Origin of the sequence: Streptomyces ficellus (assembly GCF_009739905.1) — a bacterium.
Taxonomy (GTDB): Bacteria; Actinomycetota; Actinomycetes; order Streptomycetales; family Streptomycetaceae; genus Streptomyces; species Streptomyces ficellus_A.
In genome coordinates, this window is the sequence record NZ_CP034279.1 from 4,472,469 (window position 1) to 4,496,703 (window position 24,235).

At 70.0% G+C, this 24,235-nt stretch carries 14 protein-coding genes and 3 rRNA genes; 14 read left to right on the plus strand and 3 right to left on the minus strand.

Annotation, left to right across the window (positions count from 1 at the left end; translation table 11 throughout):
* The first annotated feature begins 357 nt into the window (after positions 1-357).
* Both EIZ62_RS20050 and EIZ62_RS20055 read left to right on the plus strand, forming a co-directional pair.
* The gene (locus EIZ62_RS20050) at positions 358-4,041 is read left to right on the plus strand and encodes a glycosyltransferase family 2 protein (RefSeq protein WP_156694026.1); all 3,684 of its coding nucleotides are present in this window, start codon (positions 358-360) and stop codon (positions 4,039-4,041) included.
* Complete coding sequence (locus tag EIZ62_RS20055; RefSeq protein ID WP_156694027.1) at positions 4,038-5,585, plus strand: DUF5719 family protein; 1,548 nt, start codon at positions 4,038-4,040, stop codon at positions 5,583-5,585. The genes EIZ62_RS20050 and EIZ62_RS20055 overlap by 4 nt, the downstream gene beginning before the upstream one ends.
* Before the next feature lie 51 nt (positions 5,586-5,636).
* On the opposite strand, the gene EIZ62_RS20060 is transcribed toward EIZ62_RS20055, so the two are convergent.
* Complete coding sequence (locus EIZ62_RS20060; protein WP_156696505.1) at positions 5,637-6,065, minus strand: metallopeptidase family protein; 429 nt, start codon at positions 6,063-6,065, stop codon at positions 5,637-5,639.
* A 273-nt stretch (positions 6,066-6,338) separates the two neighbouring features.
* Here EIZ62_RS20060 and EIZ62_RS20065 point away from each other — a divergent pair, with 273 nt between their 5' ends.
* The 8 genes from EIZ62_RS20065 to EIZ62_RS20100 all read left to right on the plus strand — a co-directional run bounded on the left by EIZ62_RS20065 (position 6,339) and on the right by EIZ62_RS20100 (position 14,971).
* Complete coding sequence (locus EIZ62_RS20065) at positions 6,339-6,767, plus strand: DUF3499 domain-containing protein (RefSeq protein ID WP_156694028.1); 429 nt, start codon at positions 6,339-6,341, stop codon at positions 6,765-6,767.
* An 81-nt stretch (positions 6,768-6,848) separates the two neighbouring features.
* Positions 6,849-8,216: a phosphomannomutase/phosphoglucomutase gene (locus EIZ62_RS20070; protein WP_156694029.1), complete on the plus strand. Its 1,368-nt coding sequence runs from the start codon at positions 6,849-6,851 to the stop codon at positions 8,214-8,216.
* Positions 8,217-8,436: 220 nt separating this feature from the next.
* Positions 8,437-8,619: a Trm112 family protein gene (locus tag EIZ62_RS20075; protein ID WP_030350970.1), complete on the plus strand. Its 183-nt coding sequence runs from the start codon at positions 8,437-8,439 to the stop codon at positions 8,617-8,619.
* Positions 8,620-8,846: 227 nt separating this feature from the next.
* Positions 8,847-10,157 carry an SIS domain-containing protein gene (locus EIZ62_RS20080; RefSeq protein WP_244375832.1) on the plus strand — a complete coding sequence of 437 codons (1,311 nt, stop codon included), beginning with the start codon at positions 8,847-8,849 and terminating at the stop codon, positions 10,155-10,157.
* Positions 10,158-10,236: 79 nt separating this feature from the next.
* Complete coding sequence (manA, locus tag EIZ62_RS20085; protein WP_156694030.1) at positions 10,237-11,403, plus strand: mannose-6-phosphate isomerase, class I; 1,167 nt, start codon at positions 10,237-10,239, stop codon at positions 11,401-11,403.
* 84 nt (positions 11,404-11,487) lie between these two features.
* Entirely contained in the window at positions 11,488-12,423 is a 936-nt protein-coding gene (locus EIZ62_RS20090) for a cation diffusion facilitator family transporter (protein ID WP_156694031.1), read from the plus strand.
* A 295-nt stretch (positions 12,424-12,718) separates the two neighbouring features.
* Positions 12,719-14,176 (plus strand): adenosylhomocysteinase, encoded by a 1,458-nt coding sequence (gene ahcY, locus EIZ62_RS20095; protein WP_156694032.1) that lies wholly within the window; start codon positions 12,719-12,721, stop codon positions 14,174-14,176.
* Positions 14,177-14,314: 138 nt separating this feature from the next.
* Positions 14,315-14,971, plus strand: coding sequence for a hypothetical protein (locus EIZ62_RS20100; protein ID WP_156694033.1), 657 nt, complete (start codon positions 14,315-14,317; stop codon positions 14,969-14,971).
* A gap of 40 nt (positions 14,972-15,011) precedes the next feature.
* Here EIZ62_RS20100 and EIZ62_RS20105 read toward each other — a convergent pair whose 3' ends face one another.
* Positions 15,012-15,983 (minus strand): RDD family protein, encoded by a 972-nt coding sequence (locus EIZ62_RS20105; RefSeq protein ID WP_244375834.1) that lies wholly within the window; start codon positions 15,981-15,983, stop codon positions 15,012-15,014.
* 118 nt (positions 15,984-16,101) lie between these two features.
* Here EIZ62_RS20105 and EIZ62_RS20110 point away from each other — a divergent pair, with 118 nt between their 5' ends.
* From EIZ62_RS20110 to rrf, 4 genes are all read left to right on the plus strand, one after another.
* The gene (locus EIZ62_RS20110; protein WP_156694034.1) at positions 16,102-17,109 is read left to right on the plus strand and encodes a stage II sporulation protein M; all 1,008 of its coding nucleotides are present in this window, start codon (positions 16,102-16,104) and stop codon (positions 17,107-17,109) included.
* A 568-nt stretch (positions 17,110-17,677) separates the two neighbouring features.
* Positions 17,678-19,205: ribosomal RNA gene (locus tag EIZ62_RS20115) — 16S ribosomal RNA — on the plus strand.
* A gap of 303 nt (positions 19,206-19,508) precedes the next feature.
* Positions 19,509-22,629, plus strand: a 23S ribosomal RNA gene (locus EIZ62_RS20120).
* A gap of 98 nt (positions 22,630-22,727) precedes the next feature.
* Positions 22,728-22,844 (plus strand): 5S ribosomal RNA (rrf, locus tag EIZ62_RS20125).
* The 16S, 23S and 5S rRNA genes sit together here, the layout of an rRNA operon.
* A gap of 80 nt (positions 22,845-22,924) precedes the next feature.
* On the opposite strand, the gene EIZ62_RS20130 is transcribed toward rrf, so the two are convergent.
* Entirely contained in the window at positions 22,925-24,235 is a 1,311-nt protein-coding gene (locus EIZ62_RS20130) for a DUF58 domain-containing protein (protein WP_156696507.1), read from the minus strand.

Below are 24,235 nucleotides of genomic sequence, written 5' to 3' on the forward strand. Positions count from 1 at the left end.
CCACGACCGGCGACCGCCGCCACCGACCGGCGACCGCGACCGGGCCCCGCGAGGCCGGTGACCCCGGCCGCCGAAGCCCACCGCACCGCCGCGCCGGCGCCCGCGAGGCCCGGCGCCCCACCGGGCCCGACACGGGCCCGCGCCACGGCCCGGCGACTGGTCCGGCAGGGGTGCGCCCCGCCCGCCGGCCGGCGCCGAGCGGCCAAACCGCGCACACACGTACGTAAAGAACGGTCCGCCGCCCGGCTGTGTCCACAGGCGGCGGACCGGTGTCGTGCCAGCCATTAGTGTGGGCCTCCGTCCGAGACGCTCCAACGCCCCCCGCGGGCGACCCCCGGCCGGAGGGCCCGTAACCCGATGTCCGCCACCACAGCCGCGTTCAGCCCCGCTTCCCCCGCGCAGCAGCCCGAGTTCCCGCGGCACGTCGTCACCGCCGTGCTCGTGTCCCACGACGGCGCCCGGTGGCTGCCGGACGTCATCGCCGGGCTGCTCGGCCAGGAACGCCCCGTACAGAACGTCGTCGCCGCCGACACCGGCAGCGCCGACGACTCCGCGCGGCTGGTCACCGAGGCGATCGGCGACGACCGGGTGCTCCACCTCGCGCGCCGCACCGGCTTCGGCACCGCCGTCGACGAGGCCGCGCGCACCGCGCCCGTGCTCGGCCCCGAGGACCTGCCGTACCTGAAGCGGCCCAGCGGCTGGGACCCGGTCAGCAGGACCTGGCGCGATGAGGCGTACGACATGCCGGAGCTGCCGCACGGCGAGCCCGTGCAGTGGCTGTGGCTGCTCCACGACGACGCCGCCCCCGAACCCGGCGCCCTCGCCGAGCTGCTCCGCGTCGCGGACGGCGACGCGTACGCGACGATCATCGGCCCCAAGCTGCGCGGCTGGTACGACCGCAAGCAGCTCCTCGAAGTGGGCGTCTCCATCGCCAACAGCGGCCGCCGCTGGACCGGGCTGGACCGGCGCGAGCAGGACCAGGGCCAGCACGACCAGGTCCGCCCCGTGCTCTCCGTCTCCAGCGCCGGCATGCTCATCCGCCGCGACGTCTTCGAGGAGCTCGGCGGCTTCGACCGGCGCCTGCCCCTGATGCGCGACGACGTCGACCTGTGCTGGCGCGCCCACGCCGCCGGCCACCGCGTCCTCGTCGCCCCCGACGCCGTCCTCCGGCACGCCGAGGCGTCCGCCCGCGAGCGGCGCACCGTCGACTGCGCGGGCCGCTCCGTCGCCAGCCCCCACCGCGTCGACAAGGCGGGCGCGGTCTACACGCTGCTCGCCAACGCCCGCGGCGTCGCCTTCCCCTGGGTCCTCCTCCGCCTCGTCGTCGGCACCCTCCTGCGCACCCTCGCCTACCTCGTGGGCAAGGCGCCCGGCCAGGCCGTCGACGAAGTGACGGGCCTGTTCGGCACGTTGCTGCGGCCCGAACGGATCATCGCGGCCCGGCGCCGGAGGAAGAGCCGGGCCGTCGAGGCGTCCGAACTGCGCCCGTTGTTCCCGCCGCCCGGCGCCACCGTCCGCGCCACCGTCGAGCAGTTCGTGTCCGACTTCGGCGGCACGGAGGCCGATTCGGGCGGCTCGCGGCACGGGGCCGTCGAGTCCGGCCCCGGCGGCGACGACGCCGACTACCTGGAGATCGAGCAGTTCGCCCGCCTCAAGAAGATCGCCCGCAAACCGGGTCCGGTCCTCTTCGCCCTGCTGCTGGTCGCCTCGCTGGTCGCCTGCCGCGGCCTGTTCGGCGGCGGCTCCCTCGCGGGCGGCGCGCTGCTGCCCGTCCCCGACGGGGTCGGGGACCTCTGGAGCCGTTACGCGGACGCCTGGCACCCGCTCGGCACCGGCGGCACACAGACCGCGCCGCCGTACCTCGCCCTCCTCGCCGCCCTCTCCGCGCTGTTCCTCGGCTCCACCGGCCTCGCGCTCACCGTGCTCCTCGTCTGCTCGGTGCCGCTGGCCGGCGTCACCGCGTACTTCGCCTCCCGCTCCCTGGTCGAGTCCCGGCTGCTGCGCGCCTGGGGCGCCGTCGCGTACGCGTTCCTGCCCGCCGCGACCGGCGCGCTCGCGACCGGGCGGCTCGGCACGGCCGTCCTCGCGGTCCTGCTGCCGCTGATCGCCCGGGCCGCCGTCGCCGCGCACGGCCTGCGCGGCGACGGGCGCGGCAGCTGGCGCGCCACCTGGGCGTACGCCTTCCTGCTCACCTTCACCATGGCGTTCACGCCCGTCGTCTGGCCGCTCGCGGTCGTCCTCGGCCTGGGAGTGCTGGCGCTGCGGCGCGACGACCTCGTCGCGTACGGGCTGCGCTTCCTGGCCGTCGCCGGTACCCCGCTGCTGCTGCTCGCGCCCTGGTCGCTGTCGCTGCTCACCGACCCGTCCGCCCTCCTCCGGGAGGCCGGGATCGCGTTCGGTACGGGGGCGGCGACCCCGCTCGACCTGCTCGGCGTCTCGCCGGGCGGGCCGAAGGCGGTCGGCGGGCTCGTCCTGATCGGCGTGGTTCTCGCGGCGCTCGCGGCACTGCTGAGGGCCGAGCGGCGGTTCGCGATCCGTACGGCGTGGGTCACCGCCGTCGTCGCCCTCGTCTTCGCGGTGCTGCTCAACGGTTCGGGCGGCGGCTCGGGCTGGGCCGGCCCCGCCACGCTGGTGTACGGCATCGCGCTGCTGGCCGCGGGCATGCTCGGCGCGGAGGGCGGCCGCACGCGCGTCGCCACCCAGAGCTTCGGCTGGCGCCAGCCCGTCGCGGTGCTGATCGCCCTGGCCGCCGCGGCCGGACCGGTGGTCTCCGCGGCCGGCTGGATGATCGGCGGCGCGGCCGGACCGCTGGAGCGGCGCGACCCGGTGCAGGTACCGGCGTTCGTCGCCGCGGAGAGCGACACCCGGGACCAGCCGCGCACCCTCGTCCTCGGCGGCACCTCGTCCGCCGAGGTCCCCTACACCCTGGTCCGCGGCTCCGGGGCCCGGCTCGGGGACGCGGAGCTGACCGCGGCGGGCGGCGGCGACCCGCGCCTCGACAAGGTCGTCGCCCACCTGGTCGCCGGCTCCGGGGCGGACCAGACCGACCAGCTGAGCGGCTTCGCGATCCGGTACGTCCTGGTCCGGGACGGGGCGCCGCGCCAGACCAGCCGTGTCCTGGACGCCACCCCCGGGCTGACCCGGCTCAGCCAGCTGGACGGCGTCGCGCTGTGGGGCGTCGACGGCCAGATCGCCCGGGTCACCATCGTCCCGGGCGGCGACGGCAAGGGCGAGCGGCTGCCCGTCGCCGCCGGTCCGGTCGAGGCGCACACCGACATCCCCGAGGGCGGCGAGGGGCGCGTCCTGCGGCTCGCGGACCGCGCGGACGACGGCTGGCAGGCCACGATCGACGGCCGCCCGCTGAAGAAGACGGTCGTCGACGGCTGGGCGCAGGGCTTCGAGCTGCCCGCCGGCGGTGGCCGCCTGGACCTGACGTACGAGGACTCCCTCGGCCACACCGCCTGGATCTGGACGCAGGTCTTCCTGGCCGTGGTCCTGCTGGTGCTGGCCCTGCCGGGGCGGCGCCGGGACGTGGACGACGACCTGCCGGAGGAGGAGCAGCCGGCCGTGACCGCCGAGGACCTGGCGGGCGACGGCCGCCGGGCCCGCAGGCTGCGGGCGGCCGCGGCCGCCGAGGCAGCGGGGGCGTCCGGGGCCGAGACGGCTCCCGAGCCCGCGCCGGCCCCCGCCGCTCCCGTACCGGACGCCGACCCCTACGCGGCGGGCGTCCCCCAGCAGCCCTCCTACGGCGAATGGGACGGCCAGTCGTACGCCGCGTACCCGGCCGGCCAGGAGCAGTACCAGGCCGACTCGTACCAGCAGTACCCCGAGCAACAGCAGTACCCGCAGTACCCGCAGCAGTACGAGCAGCAGCCCGGCCAGTACCCGCAGCAGTACGCCCAGCCGTACGAGCAGGAGCAGGGCCCGTACGAGCAGGGCCCCTACGACCAGCAGTACCCGCCCGGTCCGTACGAGCAGTCCCCGAACTACGGCTACGAGTACGACAACGAGCAGCGTCCCGACGGGAGCAGCAACCAGTGAACCGCACCGCCCTCTCCCTCGCCGCCGCCGTCACCGCCCTCGCCGCGATCACCGGGTTCGCCGCCCTGACCACCCCGGAGAGCGGGGCGGGTGCGCCGGCGGCCGCCAAGGCCCCCGCGCGGATGCCGGTCGAGCGCTCCAGCCTGCTCTGCCCCGCGCCGAGCAACTCCGAGGTCGCCGAGACGGTGTACACCTCGTACACCCCGGCCGGCGCGGGCGGGAGCGGCGCGGCCGCCACCGGCGACGCCGCCGGGCAGGCGGAGCTGAAGCCGTCCGCCGCCACCGCCGAGACGACGGCCGACGGCAAGAAGGCCGGCGCTCCCAAGAAGGCCCCGGCCGCCGGCAAACCGGTCCTCACCCTCAACCAGCCGGGCAAGCCGGTCACCGCCGAGGCCGACGGCGGTGACGCCCCCGCCCTCGTCGGCTCCGCCTCCGGACGGCTCGCGCCCGGCTGGACCACCCAGCAGACCACCAAGGTCCCCGCGGGCGGCGCACGCGGGCTGCTCGGCCTCAGCTGCACCGCGCCCGACACGGACCTGTGGTTCCCCGGCGCCTCGACGGCCCGGCAGCGCGCCGACTACGTCCACCTGACCAACCCCGACGACACGGCCACCGTCGTCGACATCGAGCTGTACGGGCCCGACGGAGCCCTGAAGTCCCAGCTCACCGACGGTGTCACGGTGCCGGCCCGGTCCGGCGTGCCGGTCCTGCTGTCCACGCTGACGACCGGCCCGGCGGCCGAGGACCTCACGGTCCACGTCACCACCCGCAGCGGGCGGGTCGGCGCGGTCGTGCGCTCCGCCGACGAGAAGCTCGGCAGCGACTGGCTGCCCGCGTCGGCCGACCCGGCCGGGACATTGGTCCTGCCCGGCGTCCCCGCGGACGCCACGTCCGTACGACTGGTGGCGTACGCACCGGGCGAGGACGACGCCGACCTGAAGATCCAGCTCGCCAGCCCGACCGGCACGATCACCCCGGCCGCGGCCGAGAGCCTGCACGTGAAGGCCGGGATGACGGCGGCCGTCGACCTCAAGGACCTCACCCGCGGCGAGGCCGGGTCGCTGCTGCTGTCCCCGTCGCAGAAGGGGAAGGCCACCCCGGTGGTCGCCGCGCTGCGGGTCGTGCGCGGCAAGGGCGACGACCAGGAGGTGGCGTTCATCCCGGCGACCGGCCCGGTGGGGGAGCGGGCGACGGTGGCGGACAACCGCGACAAGGGCACCACCCTGTCGCTGACCGCTCCCGGTGGGGCCGCGGAGGTCAGGGTCACCGCGTCGGCGGGCACCGAGGGCGGGACGCCGGTCACCAAGACGTACACGGTCAAGGCCGGGACGACGCTGGCGGTGCCGCCGCCGGTGCCCGCCGGGCTCAAGGGCTCGTACGCGCTGACCGTCGAGACCGTGTCGGGCGGCCCGGTGCACGCGTCGCGCATGCTGGCCGAACCGGACGACGGCGTCCCGATGTTCACGGTGCAGACCCTCGCCGACGACCGGGGCACGGTGGAGGTCCCGGCGGCCCGGCAGCAGCTGTCGGTACTGGTCGACTGAACCGGACGGCGCCGCACACGACCGTGCGGCGCCGGGCGGGCGACCGGTGCGTCAGTCCTGCCCGTACCGGGGGTCGACCGACTCGGGGGACAGCCCGAGCAGCTCGGCGACCTGCTCGACGACGACCTCGTGGACCAGCAGCGCACGCTCGTCCCGGCTCTTGGCGCGCAGCTCGACCGGCCGCCGGTAGACGATGATCCGCGCGGGCCGGTCCCGGCCGGCCGGGACGGAGACGCCCAGCGGCACCGACTCCTCGGGCGCCACCGGCACCTCCAGGACGAGGAAGTCGACGTCGGCCAGCTGCGGCCAGCGCCGCTCCAGCCGCTCCACCGAGTCCTGGACCAGATCGCGGAAGGTGTCCGCGCGGCTCAGCGACAGCGGCACCTGGGGCGGGGCGACGGGCCCGCGCATGCCGCGGCCGTGGCGGTCTCGGCGGCGCGGCCGGGGCTCGGCCGGGCGGGGCGGTACGGGACTGTCCATCACTGAGGCAGGGTAGCTCTCCCCGGCGTACGACGATCGTGCCGCGCGCCATGCCCACGACGTGTCGCCGATTGAGCATTCCGGCCACGCTTCGGCGCGATTCGGCACGTCGGGCCGATCGGTCGGCTCGTCGGGATTGACCGGATTCGTTCGGGGTGGTGTTCGGCGACCGAGCCGCCCGCCCGCCGGGACGGGACCTTCCGCGCAGGTCAGCGAAGCGTTTCCGGAAGCCCCTGTGCGGGACGTCACACCGCGACACGGGCGAGTGACCTGGTGGAGAGTCATCGCGGCCCGCTCAAGAGTGCGGTACCGTCCAACGTCGTGAGCCCTGTACGTCGCTGTTCGCGCACCGCGTGCGGCCGCCCTGCCGTCGCGACACTGACGTACGTCTATGCCGACTCGACAGCGGTTCTCGGCCCGCTCGCCACCTACGCCGAGCCCCACTGCTACGACCTGTGCGCCGAGCACAGCGAGCGCCTGACCGCGCCGCGCGGCTGGGAGGTCGTCCGCCTTTCGGACGGCTCCGCCCCCGCCCGCCCCAGCGGCGACGACCTCGAGGCGCTCGCCAACGCCGTACGCGAGGCCGCCCGCCCGCAGGAACGCGCGGCGCAGGCCGGTGGCAAGCCGGGCGGCCGGGCCGGTGACCCGGTGGAGGTCGGGCGCCGCGGCCACCTGCGGGTGCTGCGCTCTCCCGACTCCTGACCCACCGCCCTCCGCGACCGCCGGGTAGTTTGTGTGCTCCACTTCGTGGGACACACGGGGCTTGCAGGAGGGTACGGGTAAGTGACAGTCGATCTGTCGAAGATCGTGAAGGCGTACGACGTCCGCGGAGTCGTGCCGGATCAGTGGGACGAGCCGCTGGCGGAGCTCCTCGGCGCCGCGTTCGTCGAGGTGACGGGCGCCGACGCGATCGTGGTGGGCCACGACATGCGCCCCTCGTCGCCCGGCCTCTCCGGCGCGTTCGCGCGCGGCGCGGCGCGGCGGGGCGCGGACGTGACGCTGATCGGCCTGTGCTCCACGGACCAGTTGTACTTCGCCTCCGGGAGCTTCGGGCTGCCGGGCGCCATGTTCACGGCGTCGCACAACCCCGCCCAGTACAACGGCATCAAGATGTGCCGCGCCGGCGCGGCCCCCGTCGGCCAGGACACCGGCCTCGCGGAGATCCGCGCGCTCGTCGAGCGGTGGCTGGAGACGGGCGCCCCCGCACCGGCGGCGAGGACCGGTGAGCTGACCGAGCGGGACACCCTCCGCGACTACGCCGCCCACTTGAAGACCCTGGTGGACCTCACGTCCGTCCGGCCGCTGAAGGTCGTCGTCGACGCGGGCAACGGCATGGGCGGCCACACCGTCCCCACCGTGTTCGAGGGCCTGCCGCTGGACCTGGTGCCCCTGTACTTCGAGCTCGACGGCACGTTCCCCAACCACGAGGCCAACCCGCTGGACCCGGCCAACCTCGTGGACCTCCAGCAGCGGGTGCGCGAGGAGGGCGCCGACCTGGGCCTCGCCTTCGACGGCGACGCCGACCGGTGCTTCGTGGTGGACGAGAAGGGCGACCCGGTGTCCCCGTCGGCGATCACCGCGCTGGTCGCGGCGCGCGAGCTGGCCAGGAACGGCGGCACGGGCACGATCATCCACAACCTGATCACCTCGTGGTCCGTCCCCGAGGTCGTCCGCGAGAACGGCGGGACGCCGGTCCGCACGCGGGTCGGCCACTCCTTCATCAAGGAGGAGATGGCCCGTACCGGCGCGATCTTCGGCGGCGAGCACTCCGCGCACTACTACTTCCGCGACTTCTGGAACGCGGACACCGGCATGCTGGCCGCCCTGCACGTCCTGGCGGCCCTGGGCGGCCAGGACGGGCCGCTGTCCCAGCTGGTCTCCTCGTACGACCGCTACACCGGCTCCGGCGAGATCAACTCGACGGTCGCCGACCAGCCGGGCCGTACGGCGGCGGTCCGCGAGGCGTTCGCCTCCCGCGACGGCGTCACCACCGACGACCTGGACGGCCTCACGGTCACCGGTCCCGACTGGTGGTTCAACCTCCGCCCGTCCAACACGGAACCGCTGCTGCGCCTGAACGTCGAGGCCGCCGACGAGCCCACGATGGCCCGCGTCCGCGACGAGGTCCTCGCCCTCGTCCGCCTGCCCTGACACCGCTCGGCGCCCGCCGGGGGCACAGCTCCCGGCGGGACGCCAGGGGCGGGGACGACCCCGCCCCCGCCAAAGCCACATCCCGTGCGCCCCGGCGGTAGGCTGACCTGGCCGATCGCGTACCGCCAGGCACGCGCATCGAGCACCACGCAGCACTGACACGCTGCTGTACACGCATCAGCGCCACCCCAGCAGCCATCCGCCCGAAGGGACCCGCCCCATGCCGCTCGAAGCCGGCCTCCTGGAGATCCTCGCCTGCCCGGCCTGCCACGCGCCGCTCAGCGACCGCACGGCAGCCGAGACCCCCGAGCTGATCTGCACCGGCGAGGACTGCGGCCTGGCCTACCCGGTACGGGACGACATCCCGGTCCTCCTCGTGGACGAGGCCCGCCGCCCCGCCTGACGGCGCCCGGGCCTGACGGCGCCCGGACGCCCGGACACCCGGACGCCCGGTCCCGCACACCGCGCGCCTCGCGCCGCCCCGCGCCCGGCGCCCACCGAGACCGCCGCCCCGCCACGCGTACCGCACCGTCCACGGGCAACCCGTAACGCGCACCGCAAAGGGCGCCGCTCATCCCGGCGCCGCGCCGCACCGCACCTCACCCGCACGGCGATCGGAGGCCCCACCCCATGCTCGACGAGACGCTGCTCGACGACCCGGACGCCCTGGCCCGAGTCGACCGCCGCGGTCTCCTCCGCGGGGCCGCCGAAGCCGGCGCGCGGGTACGCACCGCCGCTCGCCACGCCGCCGAAGCGGGCGTCACCGAGCTGAACCCCGAGGGGCGCCCCCGCGCCATCCTGACCGCGGGCCCCGGCACCGCCGCCGCCTGCGTCGCCGACCTGGTGGCCGCCCTGGCCGGCGCCGCCGCGCCCGTGGCCCGCCTGCACTCCACCGGGGTCGCGGCCGCCTCCGGCGCCCTCCGCTGGACGCTCCCCGGCTGGGCCGGCTCGGTCGACCTGCTGCTGATCACCACGACCGACGGCACCGAGCCCGGACTCGCCCTGCTCGCCGAGCAGGCCTACCGCCGCGGCGTCACCATCGTCGCCGTCGCCCCCCGCCGCTCCCCGCTCGCCGAGGCCGTCGACGGTGCGCACGGGCTGGTCGTCCCCATGGCGGTCGCCCCGCACGAGCTGACCGACGAGGAGGCGCAGCAGGCGAGCCCCGCCGCCCTGTGGGCGCTGCTCACCCCGCTCCTGGCGCTGCTCGACCGGGTCGGTCTGGTCAGCGCGTCCGCGGACGCCCTCCAGAGGGTCGCCGACCGCCTCGACCGCACCGCCGAACGCTGCGGTCCGGCCGTCGCCACGTACAGCAACCCCGCCAAGACGCTCGCGGCGGAACTCGCCGACACCCTGCCGCTGATCTGGACCGAGGGGGTCACGGCCGCCCCGGTCGGCAGCCGGTTCGCCGCCGTCCTGGGGGAGCTGGCGGGCCGGCCGGCCTTCGCGGCCGAGCTCCCGGAGGCGCTCGCCGCGCACCGCGGCCTCCTCGCGGGCGACTTCGCGGGCGGCGCCGACCCCGACGACTTCTTCCGCGACCGCGTCGACGAGGCGCAGGCCCTGCACGCCCGCGTCGTCCTGCTCCGCGACCGCCCGGCCGGCGGCCTCACCGCCGCCCCCGCCGCCCGCGAACTCGCGCTGAGCCACGACACCACCATCAGCGAACTCGAACCCGGGGACGCCACGAGCGCCGGCGACGGCACGACCGGCAACAGCCCCACCGGCGCCGACGGCACGAACGGCCCCGCACCCGGAGCACCGGGCACACCGGGCACCCCAGGCGCACCGGGCGCGCCCGGCACCGGCCCCGGTCCGGCAGCCGCCCCCGCTCCCGCCCCCGCCGGCAACGGCTCCATCGATCTGGAAGGCCTCGCGGAGCTCCTCGCGGTGACGGACTTCGCCGCCGTCTACCTGGCACTGGCCTCCCGCCGCACCACCACCTGACGGCCGGCGCCCGGCCGTCCCGGCGGCCCGCGCGGCCGCACGGCAAGCACGGCACGCACGACGCAAGGAAAGACGACGCATGGACCGCCTCTCCAACACCGTCCGCCCATACGCCTGGGGCTCCACGACGGCGATCCCGGAACTGCTCGGCGTCGCCCCCACCGGCGAACCCCAGGCCGAGCTGTGGATGGGTGCCCACCCCGGCGCCCCCTCCCGCGTCACGCGCGCCGGACAGGGGGAGCAACCGCTGTCCGCCGTCATCGACGCCGACCCGGAACGCGAGCTCGGCCCCGCCGCCGTCGCCCGGTTCGGCCCCCGCCTGCCCTTCCTCCTCAAGGTCCTCGCGGCCGGCGCCCCGCTCTCCCTCCAGGTCCACCCCGACCTGGCGCAGGCACGGGAGGGCTACGCCGCAGAGGAGCGCGCCGGCGTCCCCGTCGACGCGCCCCACCGCAACTACAAGGACCCCCACCACAAGCCCGAACTCATCTGCGCCCTCACCCCGTTCGAGGGGTTCTGCGGCTTCCGCGCCCCCGACCGCACGGCCGACCTGCTCGCCGCGCTCGATGTCGACTCGCTCAAGCCGTACGTCGACCTCCTCCACGCCCACCCCGAGGACGCGGCCCTCCGCGAGGTCCTGACGGCCATCCTGTCCGCCGACCCCGCCGACATGGCGGCCACCGTCGACGAGACCGCCGCCGCCTGCGACCGGCTCGGCGGCGCCCACGCCCCGTACGCCGTCCTCGCGCACCACTTCCCCGGCGACCCCGGCGTCCTCGCCGCCATGCTGCTCAACCACGTCCGGCTCCAGCCCGGCGAGGCGCTCCACCTGGGCGCCGGCGTCCCGCACGCGTACCTCGCCGGCCTCGGCATCGAGATCATGGCCAACTCCGACAACGTCCTGCGCTGCGGCCTCACCCCGAAGCACGTCGACGTCCCCGAACTCCTCAAGGTCGTCCGCTTCGAGGCCCACGACCCCGGCGTCCTTCGCCCCGAAGCCTCCCCGTCCGGCGAAGAGGTCTACGAAACGCCGACCGACGAGTTCCGCCTCTCCCGGTACGTACGGTCCGAGGGCGCCGCCCCCGTCGACATCACCGCCCCCACCCCCCAGATCGTCCTCGCGACGTCCGGGAACCCCCGCGCCAACGAACTGTCCCTGACGCCCGGCCAGTCCGTATTCATCCCCGCGGGCGAAAAAGCCGAACTGTCCGGTACGGGAACGGCCTTCCGGGCCACAGTGGTGGCCTGACGCACCGCCCGACCCCGCTGCTGCAACAATGTGCGGCCGTACGAACCACCCCCCAGCAGCATCTAGGAAGGGACACCCGCAGGCATGAGCGCGTCAGGCGGAACCAAGGCGATCGTGGCGGCCCTCGCCGCGAATCTGGCGATCGCTGTGGCCAAATTCGTGGCGTTCCTCTTCAGTGGTTCGTCCTCGATGCTCGCCGAGAGCGTCCACTCGCTCGCCGACTCCGGCAACCAGGGCCTGCTGCTCGTCGGAGGCAAGAAGGCCCAGCGCGAGGCCACACCCCAGCACCCCTTCGGCTACGGCCGCGAGCGGTACATCTACGCCTTCCTCGTCTCGATCGTGCTCTTCTCCGTCGGCGGCATGTTCGCCCTCTACGAGGGCTACGAGAAGATCAAGCACCCGCACGAGATCGAGGCCTGGTACTGGCCGGTCGGCGTCCTCGTCTTCGCGATCATCGCGGAGACCTTCTCCTTCCGTACGGCCATCAAGGAGTCCAACCAGGTCCGCGGCCAGCTGTCCTGGAAGGACTTCGTACGCCGCGCCAAGGCGCCCGAGCTCCCGGTCGTCCTGCTGGAGGACCTCGGCGCGCTCGTCGGCCTGATCCTCGCCCTCGTCGGCGTCAGCCTGGCGCTCGCCACCGGCAACGGCGTCTGGGACGGCATCGGCACCCTCTGCATCGGCGTCCTGCTCATCGTCATCGCGATCGTGCTCGCCGCCGAGACCAAGTCGCTGCTGCTCGGCGAGTCCGCCGGAACCGATGACGTCAAGAAGATCGAGCAGGCGCTCGTCGACGACGAGAGCGTCACCCGCGTCATCCACATGCGCACGCTGCACCTCGGCCCCGAGGAACTGCTCGTCGCCGCGAAGATCGCCGTCCAGCACGACGACACGGCCGCCGAGGTGGCCCGCGCGATCGACGCCGCCGAGAGCCGCATCCGTGCCGCCGTCCCGATCGCCCGCGTGATCTACCTGGAGCCGGACATCTACCGCGACACCAAGTCCATCAGCCCCACCCCCTGACGCGGGGGACCGAGGCCCCCGCCCCGCAAGGGACGGGGGCCTTCTCCGTGCCCCGCCCGGCCCCCGTACCCGCCCGGAGGATCCCCGGCGGACTGTGGGCCCGTGGGCCGATCGGTGTAGATTCGGGACGAGAGCCAGACGTCGCTGCTGATGGCGGTCGGGCGGTCCACGACGGACCGGCCGAGGGAGAGAGGGCCTCCGACGACTGCACTGCGAGCACCGGGCATCCTTGTGTCCAGTCACCTCGCAGAGCCAGCCGTACCCACCCTCGACCCAACACGAGGAGCAGCTCGAAATGACGACTGTCGTCAACCGACAGGACTTCAAGGTCGCCGATCTCTCCCTGGCCGCGTTCGGCCGCAAGGAGATCACCCTCGCCGAGCACGAGATGCCGGGCCTGATGGCGATCCGCAAGGAGTACGCCGAGACCCAGCCGCTCGCCGGCGCCCGCATCACCGGCTCCCTGCACATGACCGTGCAGACCGCCGTCCTGATCGAGACGCTGGTCGCCCTCGGCGCCCAGGTCCGCTGGGCCTCCTGCAACATCTTCTCCACCCAGGACCACGCCGCCGCGGCCATCGCCGTCGGCCCGAACGGCACCCCGGACAACCCCCAGGGCGTTCCGGTCTTCGCCTGGAAGGGCGAGACCCTGGAGGAGTACTGGTGGTGCACCGAGCAGGCCCTGACCTGGCCGAACACGCCCACCGGCGGCCCCAACATGATCCTGGACGACGGTGGTGACGCCACCCTCCTCGTCCACAAGGGCGTCGAGTTCGAGAAGGCCGGCGAGGCCCCGGACCCCTCCACCGCGGACAGTGAGGAGTACGGCCACATCCTCACGCTCCTCAACCGCACCCTCACCGAGAACCCCCAGAAGTGGACCCGTCTCGCCTCGGAGATCCGTGGTGTGACGGAGGAGACCACGACGGGTGTGCACCGTCTGTACGAGATGCACCGGGACGGCACGCTGCTGTTCCCGGCGATCAACGTGAACGACGCGGTGACGAAGTCGAAGTTCGACAACAAGTACGGCTGCCGGCACTCGCTGGTCGATGGCATCAACCGGGCCACGGATGTCCTGATCGGTGGCAAGGTCGCGGTCGTGTGCGGGTACGGCGATGTCGGCAAGGGCTGTGCGGAGTCGCTGCGCGGCCAGGGTGCCCGTGTGATCGTCACCGAGATCGACCCGATCTGCGCGCTGCAGGCGGCGATGGACGGCTACCAGGTCACGACCCTGGACGAGGTGATCGGCCAGGCCGACCTGTTCATCACCACGACCGGTAACAAGGACATCATCATGGCCGCGGACATGGCCAGGATGAAGCACCAGGCGATCGTGGGGAACATCGGTCACTTCGACAACGAGATCGACATGGCCGGTCTGGCCAGGATCCCGGGCATCGTCAAGGACGAGGTCAAGCCGCAGGTCCATACGTGGACCTTCCCCGACGGCAAGACGATCATCGTGCTGTCGGAGGGCCGGCTGCTCAACCTGGGCAACGCCACCGGTCACCCCTCGTTCGTGATGTCGAACAGTTTCGCGGACCAGACGCTGGCCCAGATCGAGCTGTTCACCAAGCCCGAGGAGTACCCGACCGACGTCTACGTGCTGCCCAAGCACCTGGACGAGAAGGTCGCCCGCCTGCACCTGGACGCGCTCGGTGTGAAGCTGACGACGCTCCGCCCCGAGCAGGCCGCCTACATCGGCGTCGAGGTCGAAGGGCCCTACAAGCCCGACCACTACCGCTACTGACGGCGCCCGTGCACTGACGCACGTCCGCAGCAGCCGATCACGGCAGCAGGTACCAGGCAGGCCCCCGCACCCCCGTGCCGGGGGCCTGCCCCGTACCAGGGCGTACCCCTACCGCCGATCCCGAGGACCCGAGACCCCATGCCCCGCGGCCGCTATTCGCTCCACGACCCGCACGATCACACCCCCCTCGGTGAAGAGCACTTCCACTGCGCGCCCGGCCCCTCCGGCTGGCGCTACGTCGCCCAGACCACCACCCCATCCGCCGGCCCCACTGGCAACGGGCCCGGCACCGGCCACCAGGAGCCCACCGTCACCGGCTCCGTCGACCTCACCCTCGACGACCTCGGCCGCCCCCTCCGGCTCGAACTCCACGCCGCGAGCTGGCAGGTCCGCGGCGCCGCCCTCGACGGCGTCACCTGGGTCCGTACCGACCCCACCGGTACACACGCCACCGAAGGCAATGTGCGCGCCCACGCCTTCACCGGCACGTCCCCGGCCTTCTACATCGCCACAACCCGCCTGCTGCGCCTCACCCCCGCTTCTCCCCCCACCCGAGTCCGCCTCGTCGCCTTCACCGACCCGGTCCTCGCCCCCCGCACGGTCGACCAGTCGTGGGCCCTGATCAGAAGTGAAGCGCACGCCACTGACAACGGCCCCCTGACCGTGGACGAATACCAGGTCAACGCCCTCGACACGGGCGAGCAGCACACGGTTCACATCGCCGGGGACGTCGTTCTCGCCGCCCCCGGCGTCGAGCTCGAAGACCTCGAGACCCCGCCGTCGGTCTTCCCCTGACCCAGCCCCCGGCCACGGCGCCCCACGGGTCCCGCACTCCCTAGGCCGGCGGGGCGAACCCGGTGGCCGGCGGCGCACCCGGGCCCTCGGCCGGCGGCCCGCCCCGGCCCTCCGACTCGCCACCCCGCACATCCCGAGCACCCCCGGCACCGGCGACACCACCCACCGGACCCGGCACCCGACCCGGCCCCGGCCCCGCCGTCGGGTCTACGGCCGACGCAGCGCCTGCCCCGGCGGCCGCGCCCCCGGCCGCCCCACCGCCGCTCGGGGCGAACGCCCGCCGCGCGTCACGTGCCTGCCGCTCGTTCACCACCGCGGCCAGATACGCCGCCGCGGGCACCCCGGGCGGCGGAGGCGCACCCGTACGCGCCACCAGGTCGTCGGCCAGCCGCTCCGCCAGCGCCCGCCCCACCGCCGCGTCCAGCTGCCCCATCCGCGTCAGGTACTGCCGTATCGCCAGCCACAGGTCCTCCGGCACCCCCGACAGGTCGAGCCGCGCGAACCGCCCCACCAGCCAGGGCGGCGGAGGCGGCACGGCCGTGACCCGAGCCGACGGGACCCGCTCCCGCACGACCAGCGTCCCGGCGAAGACGTCGCCGATCCGCCGGCCCCTGGCGGACACGAGCGAAGCGATGCACGCCACGACACCGAAGGTCATCAGGATCTCGACGACCCCCATTGCCCCCCGCACCAGCGCGTGCCTGAACCGGATCGGCCCGCCGTCGTCCCGGACCACCCGCAGGCCGCACGCGAGCTTCCCCAGCGAACGCCCGCGCGTCAGGGTCTCCACCGCTATGGGAGCGCCCACCAGGACGAGGAGGAAGGTCGCGATCGACACCGCCATGACGGCCGCCTCGTCGAGGGAAGCGGTCGCCACGCCCAGCCCGATGGACACCAGCAGATAGGCGGTCCACACCACGACGAGATCCACGACGAGGGCCAGCGCCCGGCTCGGCAGCCTCGCCGGCCGCAGGCCGAGTACGACCGCGTCCCCCGTCACAACCCCAGTCACAGCGCCCACCCTTCTCCGGCCTTCCCCGACCCCTCCGAACGCCAGTCTGCCAAGCTGACCATCAGCGCGCCGCAGTAGTACGAACCGTACGCACCAGTGCCTGGAGCAGCAGCCGATCATGGACCTCGACGTCTACGTCACCGCCCACCGCGCGGAGTGGGACCGCCTGGACCACCTCCTGGGACGGGGCCGTCACCTCACCGGGGCCGAGGCCGACGAACTGGTCGCTCTCTACCAGCGCACCGCCACCCACCTCTCCCTCATTCAGTCCAGCGCCCCGGACCCCATGCTCACGGCCCGCCTCACCCAGCTGGTCGCCCGCGCCCGCGCCACGGTCACCGGCACCCGACGCGCCTCCTGGCGCGACGCGGCCCGCTTCCTGACGGCCGGGTTTCCCGCGGCGGTCTACCGCTCGCGCCACTGGTGGATCCCCACGGCCGTCCTCTCCACGCTCCTCGCCGTGGTCATCGGCTGGTGGATCAGCACCCACCCCGAAGTCCAGGGCTCCATCGCGGCGCCCGAGGAGCTGCGCCGGATGACACGGCCGGGCGGTGAGTACGAGACCTACTACTCCAGCCACCCGGCGGCCTCCTTCGCCGCACAGGTGTGGACGAACAACGCGCAGGCCGCCGCGATGTGCCTGGTCCTCGGCGCCTTCCTCTGCGTACCCGTGCTCTGGATCCTGTTCCTCAACATGCTCAACCTGGGCGTCGGCCTCGGCCTCATGTCCTCGGCGGGCCGACTCGACACCTTCCTCGGCCTCGTCCTTCCGCACGGCCTGCTGGAACTGACGGCCGTCTTCGTCGCGGCCGGTACGGGACTGCGCCTCGGCTGGACACTCATCGACCCGGGCCCCCAAAGCCGCAGAACCGCCCTCGCCCAGCAGGGCCGCGCCGCCCTCGGCATGGCGCTCGGCCTGGCCCTGGTCCTGTTCGTCTCCGGTCTGATCGAAGGCTTCGTGACCCCCTCGGGCGTTCCGACCTGGGCCCGCATCACCATCGGCGTCGCAGCCGAGCTGACCTTCCTCGCGTACGTGTATGTCCTCGGCGGCCGCGCCGTCCGAGCCGGCGAGACGGGCGACGTCGACACCCCCGACCGCAGCGCGGAGCTACCCGTCGCTGCCTGATGTGCGTCGGACCCCACTGAACTGCTAGTCTCCTCTTCGCCCCGAAAACCCGTTGACACGGGTGGGACGGGGAGGTAGATTTGAACGGTTGCCTCGGACTGGACACAGTGCGAGTGCGGACGTTAGAGTCTCTCTCGCTCCGGCCGGAATTCATTCCCGCGGAGCCAATCCGATTCCTTATCCGAATCACGAACGCCGATTAGGTCGGCCGAAATGATTCTGATAAAGTCGGATCAGCCGAAAGGCAAAGGCCCCTCCAACGGCCACCGGAAACAGAATCCGAACCGGAAACGGAACGGAAAAAGGATCTGGTAGGGTTGGAAACACGAAATACCGAAGGGAAGCGCCCGGAGGAAAACCCGCAAGGGTGAGTACAAAGGAAGCGTCCGTTCCTTGAGAACTCAACAGCGTGCCAAAAATCAACGCCAGATTAGTTGATACCCCGTCCATCCAACGGATGGTCGAGGTTCCTTTGAAGAAAACACAGCGAGGACGCTGTGAACCGAGGGGACTATTCCTCCCCTCCGGTTCCGCTCAACGCGAGTGTCAACCCGATCACGGGTAAACATTCACGGAGAGTTTGATCCTGGCTCAGGACGAACGCTGGCGGCGTGCTTAACACATGCAAGTCGAACGATGAACCCACTTCGGTGGGGGATTAGTGGCGAACGGGTGAGTAACACGTGGGCAATCTGCCCTTCACTCTGGGACAAGCCCTGGAAACGGGGTCTAATACCGGATACGACCACTGAAGGCATCCTCAGTGGTGGAAAGCTCCGGCGGTGAAGGATGAGCCCGCGGCCTATCAGCTTGTTGGTGGGGTAATTGCCTACCAAGGCGACGACGGGTAGCCGGCCTGAGAGGGCGACCGGCCACACTGGGACTGAGACACGGCCCAGACTCCTACGGGAGGCAGCAGTGGGGAATATTGCACAATGGGCGAAAGCCTGATGCAGCGACGCCGCGTGAGGGATGACGGCCTTCGGGTTGTAAACCTCTTTCAGCAGGGAAGAAGCGAAAGTGACGGTACCTGCAGAAGAAGCGCCGGCTAACTACGTGCCAGCAGCCGCGGTAATACGTAGGGCGCAAGCGTTGTCCGGAATTATTGGGCGTAAAGAGCTCGTAGGCGGCTTGTCACGTCGGATGTGAAAGCCCGGGGCTTAACCCCGGGTCTGCATTCGATACGGGCAGGCTAGAGTGTGGTAGGGGAGATCGGAATTCCTGGTGTAGCGGTGAAATGCGCAGATATCAGGAGGAACACCGGTGGCGAAGGCGGATCTCTGGGCCATTACTGACGCTGAGGAGCGAAAGCGTGGGGAGCGAACAGGATTAGATACCCTGGTAGTCCACGCCGTAAACGTTGGGAACTAGGTGTTGGCGACATTCCACGTCGTCGGTGCCGCAGCTAACGCATTAAGTTCCCCGCCTGGGGAGTACGGCCGCAAGGCTAAAACTCAAAGGAATTGACGGGGGCCCGCACAAGCAGCGGAGCATGTGGCTTAATTCGACGCAACGCGAAGAACCTTACCAAGGCTTGACATATACCGGAAACGGCCAGAGATGGTCGCCCCCTTGTGGTCGGTATACAGGTGGTGCATGGCTGTCGTCAGCTCGTGTCGTGAGATGTTGGGTTAAGTCCCGCAACGAGCGCAACCCTTGTTCTGTGTTGCCAGCATGCCCTTCGGGGTGATGGGGACTCACAGGAGACTGCCGGGGTCAACTCGGAGGAAGGTGGGGACGACGTCAAGTCATCATGCCCCTTATGTCTTGGGCTGCACACGTGCTACAATGGCCGGTACAAAGAGCTGCGAAGCCGCGAGGCAGAGCGAATCTCAAAAAGCCGGTCTCAGTTCGGATTGGGGTCTGCAACTCGACCCCATGAAGTCGGAGTTGCTAGTAATCGCAGATCAGCATTGCTGCGGTGAATACGTTCCCGGGCCTTGTACACACCGCCCGTCACGTCACGAAAGTCGGTAACACCCGAAGCCGGTGGCCCAACCCCTTGTGGGAGGGAGCTGTCGAAGGTGGGACTGGCGATTGGGACGAAGTCGTAACAAGGTAGCCGTACCGGAAGGTGCGGCTGGATCACCTCCTTTCTAAGGAGCACTTCTCACCAGCTACGGCTGGTCAGAGGCCAGAACATCGGCGAACGTCCGATGCTGGTTGCTCATGGGTGGAACGTTGATTATTCGGCACGGTTCGTGAGGGTCACTAGTACTGCTTCGGCGTGGAACGTGAACCTGATCTGATCGTGCCGGGCACGCTGTTGGGTGTCTGAGGGTGCGAGCGTTGCTCGCCCTTCTGCGATGCCGGCCCCAGTGAACCTGTTCGTCTTGTACGGCAGGGTGATGGGTGGCTGGTCGTTGCTTGAGAACTGCACAGTGGACGCGAGCATCTGTGGCCAAGTTTTTAAGGGCGCACGGTGGATGCCTTGGCACCAGGAACCGATGAAGGACGTGGGAGGCCACGATAGTCCCCGGGGAGCCGTCAACCAGGCTTTGATCCGGGGGTTTCCGAATGGGGAAACCCGGCAGTCGTCATGGGCTGTCACCCACTGCTGAACACATAGGCAGTGTGGAGGGAACGAGGGGAAGTGAAACATCTCAGTACCCTCAGGAAGAGAAAACAACCGTGATTCCGGGAGTAGTGGCGAGCGAAACCGGATGAGGCCAAACCGTATGCGTGTGATACCCGGCAGGGGTTGCGCATGCGGGGTTGTGGGATCTCTCTTTCACAGTCTGCCGGCTGTGAGACGAGTCAGAAACCGTTGATGTAGGCGAAGGACATGCGAAAGGTCCGGCGTAGAGGGTAAGACCCCCGTAGCTGAAACATCAACGGCTCGTTTGAGAGACACCCAAGTAGCACGGGGCCCGAGAAATCCCGTGTGAATCTGGCGGGACCACCCGCTAAGCCTAAATATTCCCTGGTGACCGATAGCGGATAGTACCGTGAGGGAATGGTGAAAAGTACCGCGGGAGCGGAGTGAAATAGTACCTGAAACCGTGTGCCTACAAGCCGTGGGAGCGTCGCACAGAGACTTGTCTCTGTGTCGTGACTGCGTGCCTTTTGAAGAATGAGCCTGCGAGTTTGCGGTGTGTTGCGAGGTTAACCCGTGTGGGGAAGCCGTAGCGAAAGCGAGTCCGAACAGGGCGATTTAGTAGCGCGCTCAAGACCCGAAGCGGAGTGATCTAGCCATGGGCAGGTTGAAGCGGAGGTAAGACTTCGTGGAGGACCGAACCCACCAGGGTTGAAAACCTGGGGGATGACCTGTGGTTAGGGGTGAAAGGCCAATCAAACTCCGTGATAGCTGGTTCTCCCCGAAATGCATTTAGGTGCAGCGTCGTGTGTTTCTTGCCGGAGGTAGAGCACTGGATAGGCGATGGGCCCTACCGGGTTACTGACCTTAGCCAAACTCCGAATGCCGGTAAGTGAGAGCGCGGCAGTGAGACTGTGGGGGATAAGCTCCATGGTCGAGAGGGAAACAGCCCAGAGCATCGACTAAGGCCCCTAAGCGTACGCTAAGTGGGAAAGGATGTGGAGTCGCAGAGACAACCAGGAGGTTGGCTTAGAAGCAGCCACCCTTGAAAGAGTGCGTAATAGCTCACTGGTCAAGTGATTCCGCGCCGACAATGTAGCGGGGCTCAAGCGTACCGCCGAAGTCGTGTCATTGCAGCATACGGGCCAACGCCCGCTGTGATGGGTAGGGGAGCGTCGTGTGCCGGGTGAAGCAGCCGCGGAAGCGAGTTGTGGACGGTTCACGAGTGAGAATGCAGGCATGAGTAGCGATACACACGTGAGAAACGTGTGCGCCGATTGACTAAGGGTTCCTGGGTCAAGCTGATCTGCCCAGGGTAAGTCGGGACCTAAGGCGAGGCCGACAGGCGTAGTCGATGGACAACCGGTTGATATTCCGGTACCCGCTTTGAAACGCCCAATATCGAACCAGGCGATGCTAAGTCCGTGAAGCCGTTCCGGACCCTTCGGGGAAAGGAAAGTGGTGGAGCCGACGGACCAGACCTGTAGTAGGTAAGCGATGGGGTGACGCAGGAAGGTAGTCCAGCCCGGGCGGTGGTTGTCCCGGGGTAAGGGTGTAGGCCGTGTGATAGGCAAATCCGTCACACGTTAAGGCTGAGACCTGATGCCGAGCCGATTGTGGTGAAGTGGATGATCCTATGCTGTCGAGAAAAGCCTCTAGCGAGTTTCATGGCGGCCCGTACCCTAAACCGACTCAGGTGGTCAGGTAGAGAATACCGAGGCGTTCGGGTGAACTATGGTTAAGGAACTCGGCAAAATGCCCCCGTAACTTCGGGAGAAGGGGGGCCACACTTGGTGATCCGTTTTACACGGTGAGCTGGGGGTGGCCGCAGAGACCAGCGAGAAGCGACTGTTTACTAAAAACACAGGTCCGTGCGAAGCCGTAAGGCGATGTATACGGACTGACGCCTGCCCGGTGCTGGAACGTTAAGGGGACCGGTTAGCTCCATTTCGGTGGGGCGAAGCTGAGAACTTAAGCGCCAGTAAACGGCGGTGGTAACTATAACCATCCTAAGGTAGCGAAATTCCTTGTCGGGTAAGTTCCGACCTGCACGAATGGCGTAACGACTTCTCGACTGTCTCAACCATAGGCCCGGTGAAATTGCACTACGAGTAAAGATGCTCGTTTCGCGCAGCAGGACGGAAAGACCCCGGGACCTTTACTACAGTTTGATATTGGTGTTCGGTTCGGCTTGTGTAGGATAGGTGGGAGACTGTGAAGCTTGGACGCCAGTTCAGGTGGAGTCGTCGTTGAAATACCACTCTGGTCGTGCTGGATGTCTAACCTGGGTCCGTGATCCGGATCAGGGACAGTGTCTGATGGGTAGTTTAACTGGGGCGGTTGCCTCCTAAAGGGTAACGGAGGCGCCCAAAGGTTCCCTCAGCCTGGTTGGCAATCAGGTGTTGAGTGTAAGTGCACAAGGGAGCTTGACTGTGAGACCGACGGGTCGAGCAGGGACGAAAGTCGGGACTAGTGATCCGGCGGTGGCTTGTGGAAGCGCCGTCGCTCAACGGATAAAAGGTACCCCGGGGATAACAGGCTGATCTTCCCCAAGAGTCCATATCGACGGGATGGTTTGGCACCTCGATGTCGGCTCGTCGCATCCTGGGGCTGGAGTCGGTCCCAAGGGTTGGGCTGTTCGCCCATTAAAGCGGTACGCGAGCTGGGTTTAGAACGTCGTGAGACAGTTCGGTCCCTATCCGCTGTGCGCGTAGGAATATTGAGAAGGGCTGTCCCTAGTACGAGAGGACCGGGACGGACGAACCTCTGGTGTGCCAGTTGTTCTGCCAAGGGCATGGCTGGTTGGCTACGTTCGGGAGGGATAACCGCTGAAAGCATCTAAGCGGGAAGCCTGCTTCGAGATGAGTATTCCCACCTCCTTGAGAGGGTAAGGCTCCCAGTAGACGACTGGGTTGATAGGCCGGATATGGAAGCCCAGTAATGGGTGGAGTTGACCGGTACTAATAGGCCGAGGGCTTGTCCTCAGTTGCTCGCGTCCACTGTGTTAGTTCTGAAGTAACGAACTCCCACACCCCTTGTTTGTTTGGGGTGGCTGGTTGTAGTTCGGATATCTTCATAGTGTTTCGGTGGTCATAGCGTTAGGGAAACGCCCGGTTACATTCCGAACCCGGAAGCTAAGCCTTTCAGCGCCGATGGTACTGCAGGGGGGACCCTGTGGGAGAGTAGGACGCCGCCGAACAATCATTGTGGGAAAGCCCCGCACCTTCTGGTGCGGGGCTTTCCTGCGTTTACGGGGCGGCGCGCGTAACGCGCCGCCCCTCACAAGCGGCCGGCCGCTTTCAGCGCGAGGTACGCGTCGGCCAGTGCCGGAGCGAGGCTGTCAGGGGTGGCGTCCACGACGGTCACGCCGTGGCGCTGCAACTGTTCCGACGTGCGGAGCCGTTGTGCCTGGCTCTGGGCGCCGGCGGCGGCTTCGTACACCGCGTCGACATGGCCGCGCGCTTTCGCCATGTCCTCCGTGTGCGGGTCCGAGACCGCTGCCACGAGGACGGTGTGGCGCTGGGTGAGCTGCGACAGCACCGGGAGCAGCCCTTCTTCGATCGGGGCCGCTTCCAGACTTGTCAGCAGGACGATGAGCGACCGCCGCGGGGCGTGTGTGAGGGCGGCGGAGCTGAGGCCGCGCGCGTCGGTCTCGACGAGTTCGGGTTCGAGAGGGGCGAGGGCATCGACGACGGCAGGCAGGACGTCCTTGGCGGAACGGCCCTGGACGAGGGCGCGGATGCGGCGGTCGTACGCCAGGAGGTCCACGCGGTCACCGGCCCGCGAGGCGAGGGCGGTGAGGAGGAGCGCGGCGTCCATGGACGCGTCGAGGCGCGGCACGTTGCCGACCCGGCCGGCCGAGGTGCGGCCCGTGTCGAGGACGACGAGGATGTGACGGTCTCGTTCCGGGCGCCAGGTGCGGACGGCGACGGTGCTCTGGCGGGCCGTTGCACGCCAGTCGATGGAGCGGGTGTCGTCGCCGGGCACGTACTCGCGGAGGCTGTCGAACTCGGTGCCCTGGCCGCGGATGAGGACGCTGGTCCGGCCGTCGAGTTCGCGGAGCCGGGCCAGTTTGGACGGGAGGTGCTTGCGGCTCGCGAAGGGTGGCAGGACGCGGACGGTCCACGGGACCTGGTGACTGCCCTGTCGGGCGGCGAGGCCGAGGGGGCCGTAGGAGCGGACCGTGATGCGGTCGGCGTGCCGGTCGCCCCGGCGGGTGGGGCGGAGGACGGTGGTGAGGCGCCGGCGCTCGCCGGCCGGGACCGTCAGCGGGTGCCGCGAAGCCTTCTGCTCCGTTCCGGGGAGCCAGCTGCTGGGCGGCCAGGCGTCACGGAGGTGGGCGCGTAGGCGTCGGCGGGACGGGTTCGTAACGGTGACATGCACTTCTGCGCTGTCACCGAGTCGAACGTTTGTGTCACCACTTCGAGTGAATCGGAGCGTTCGCACTGGCGCGGCGAGAGCGTAGTCGCACAGAATTGCGAGTGAAAGGGGGGCGTTGACGGCGAGCATTCCCGTCCAGCTCGGGGCGAGGATGCCAACGGGCAGAGCGCCGATGGCGGCGAGGAGCGCGGTTCGTCCGGTGAGGGCCAC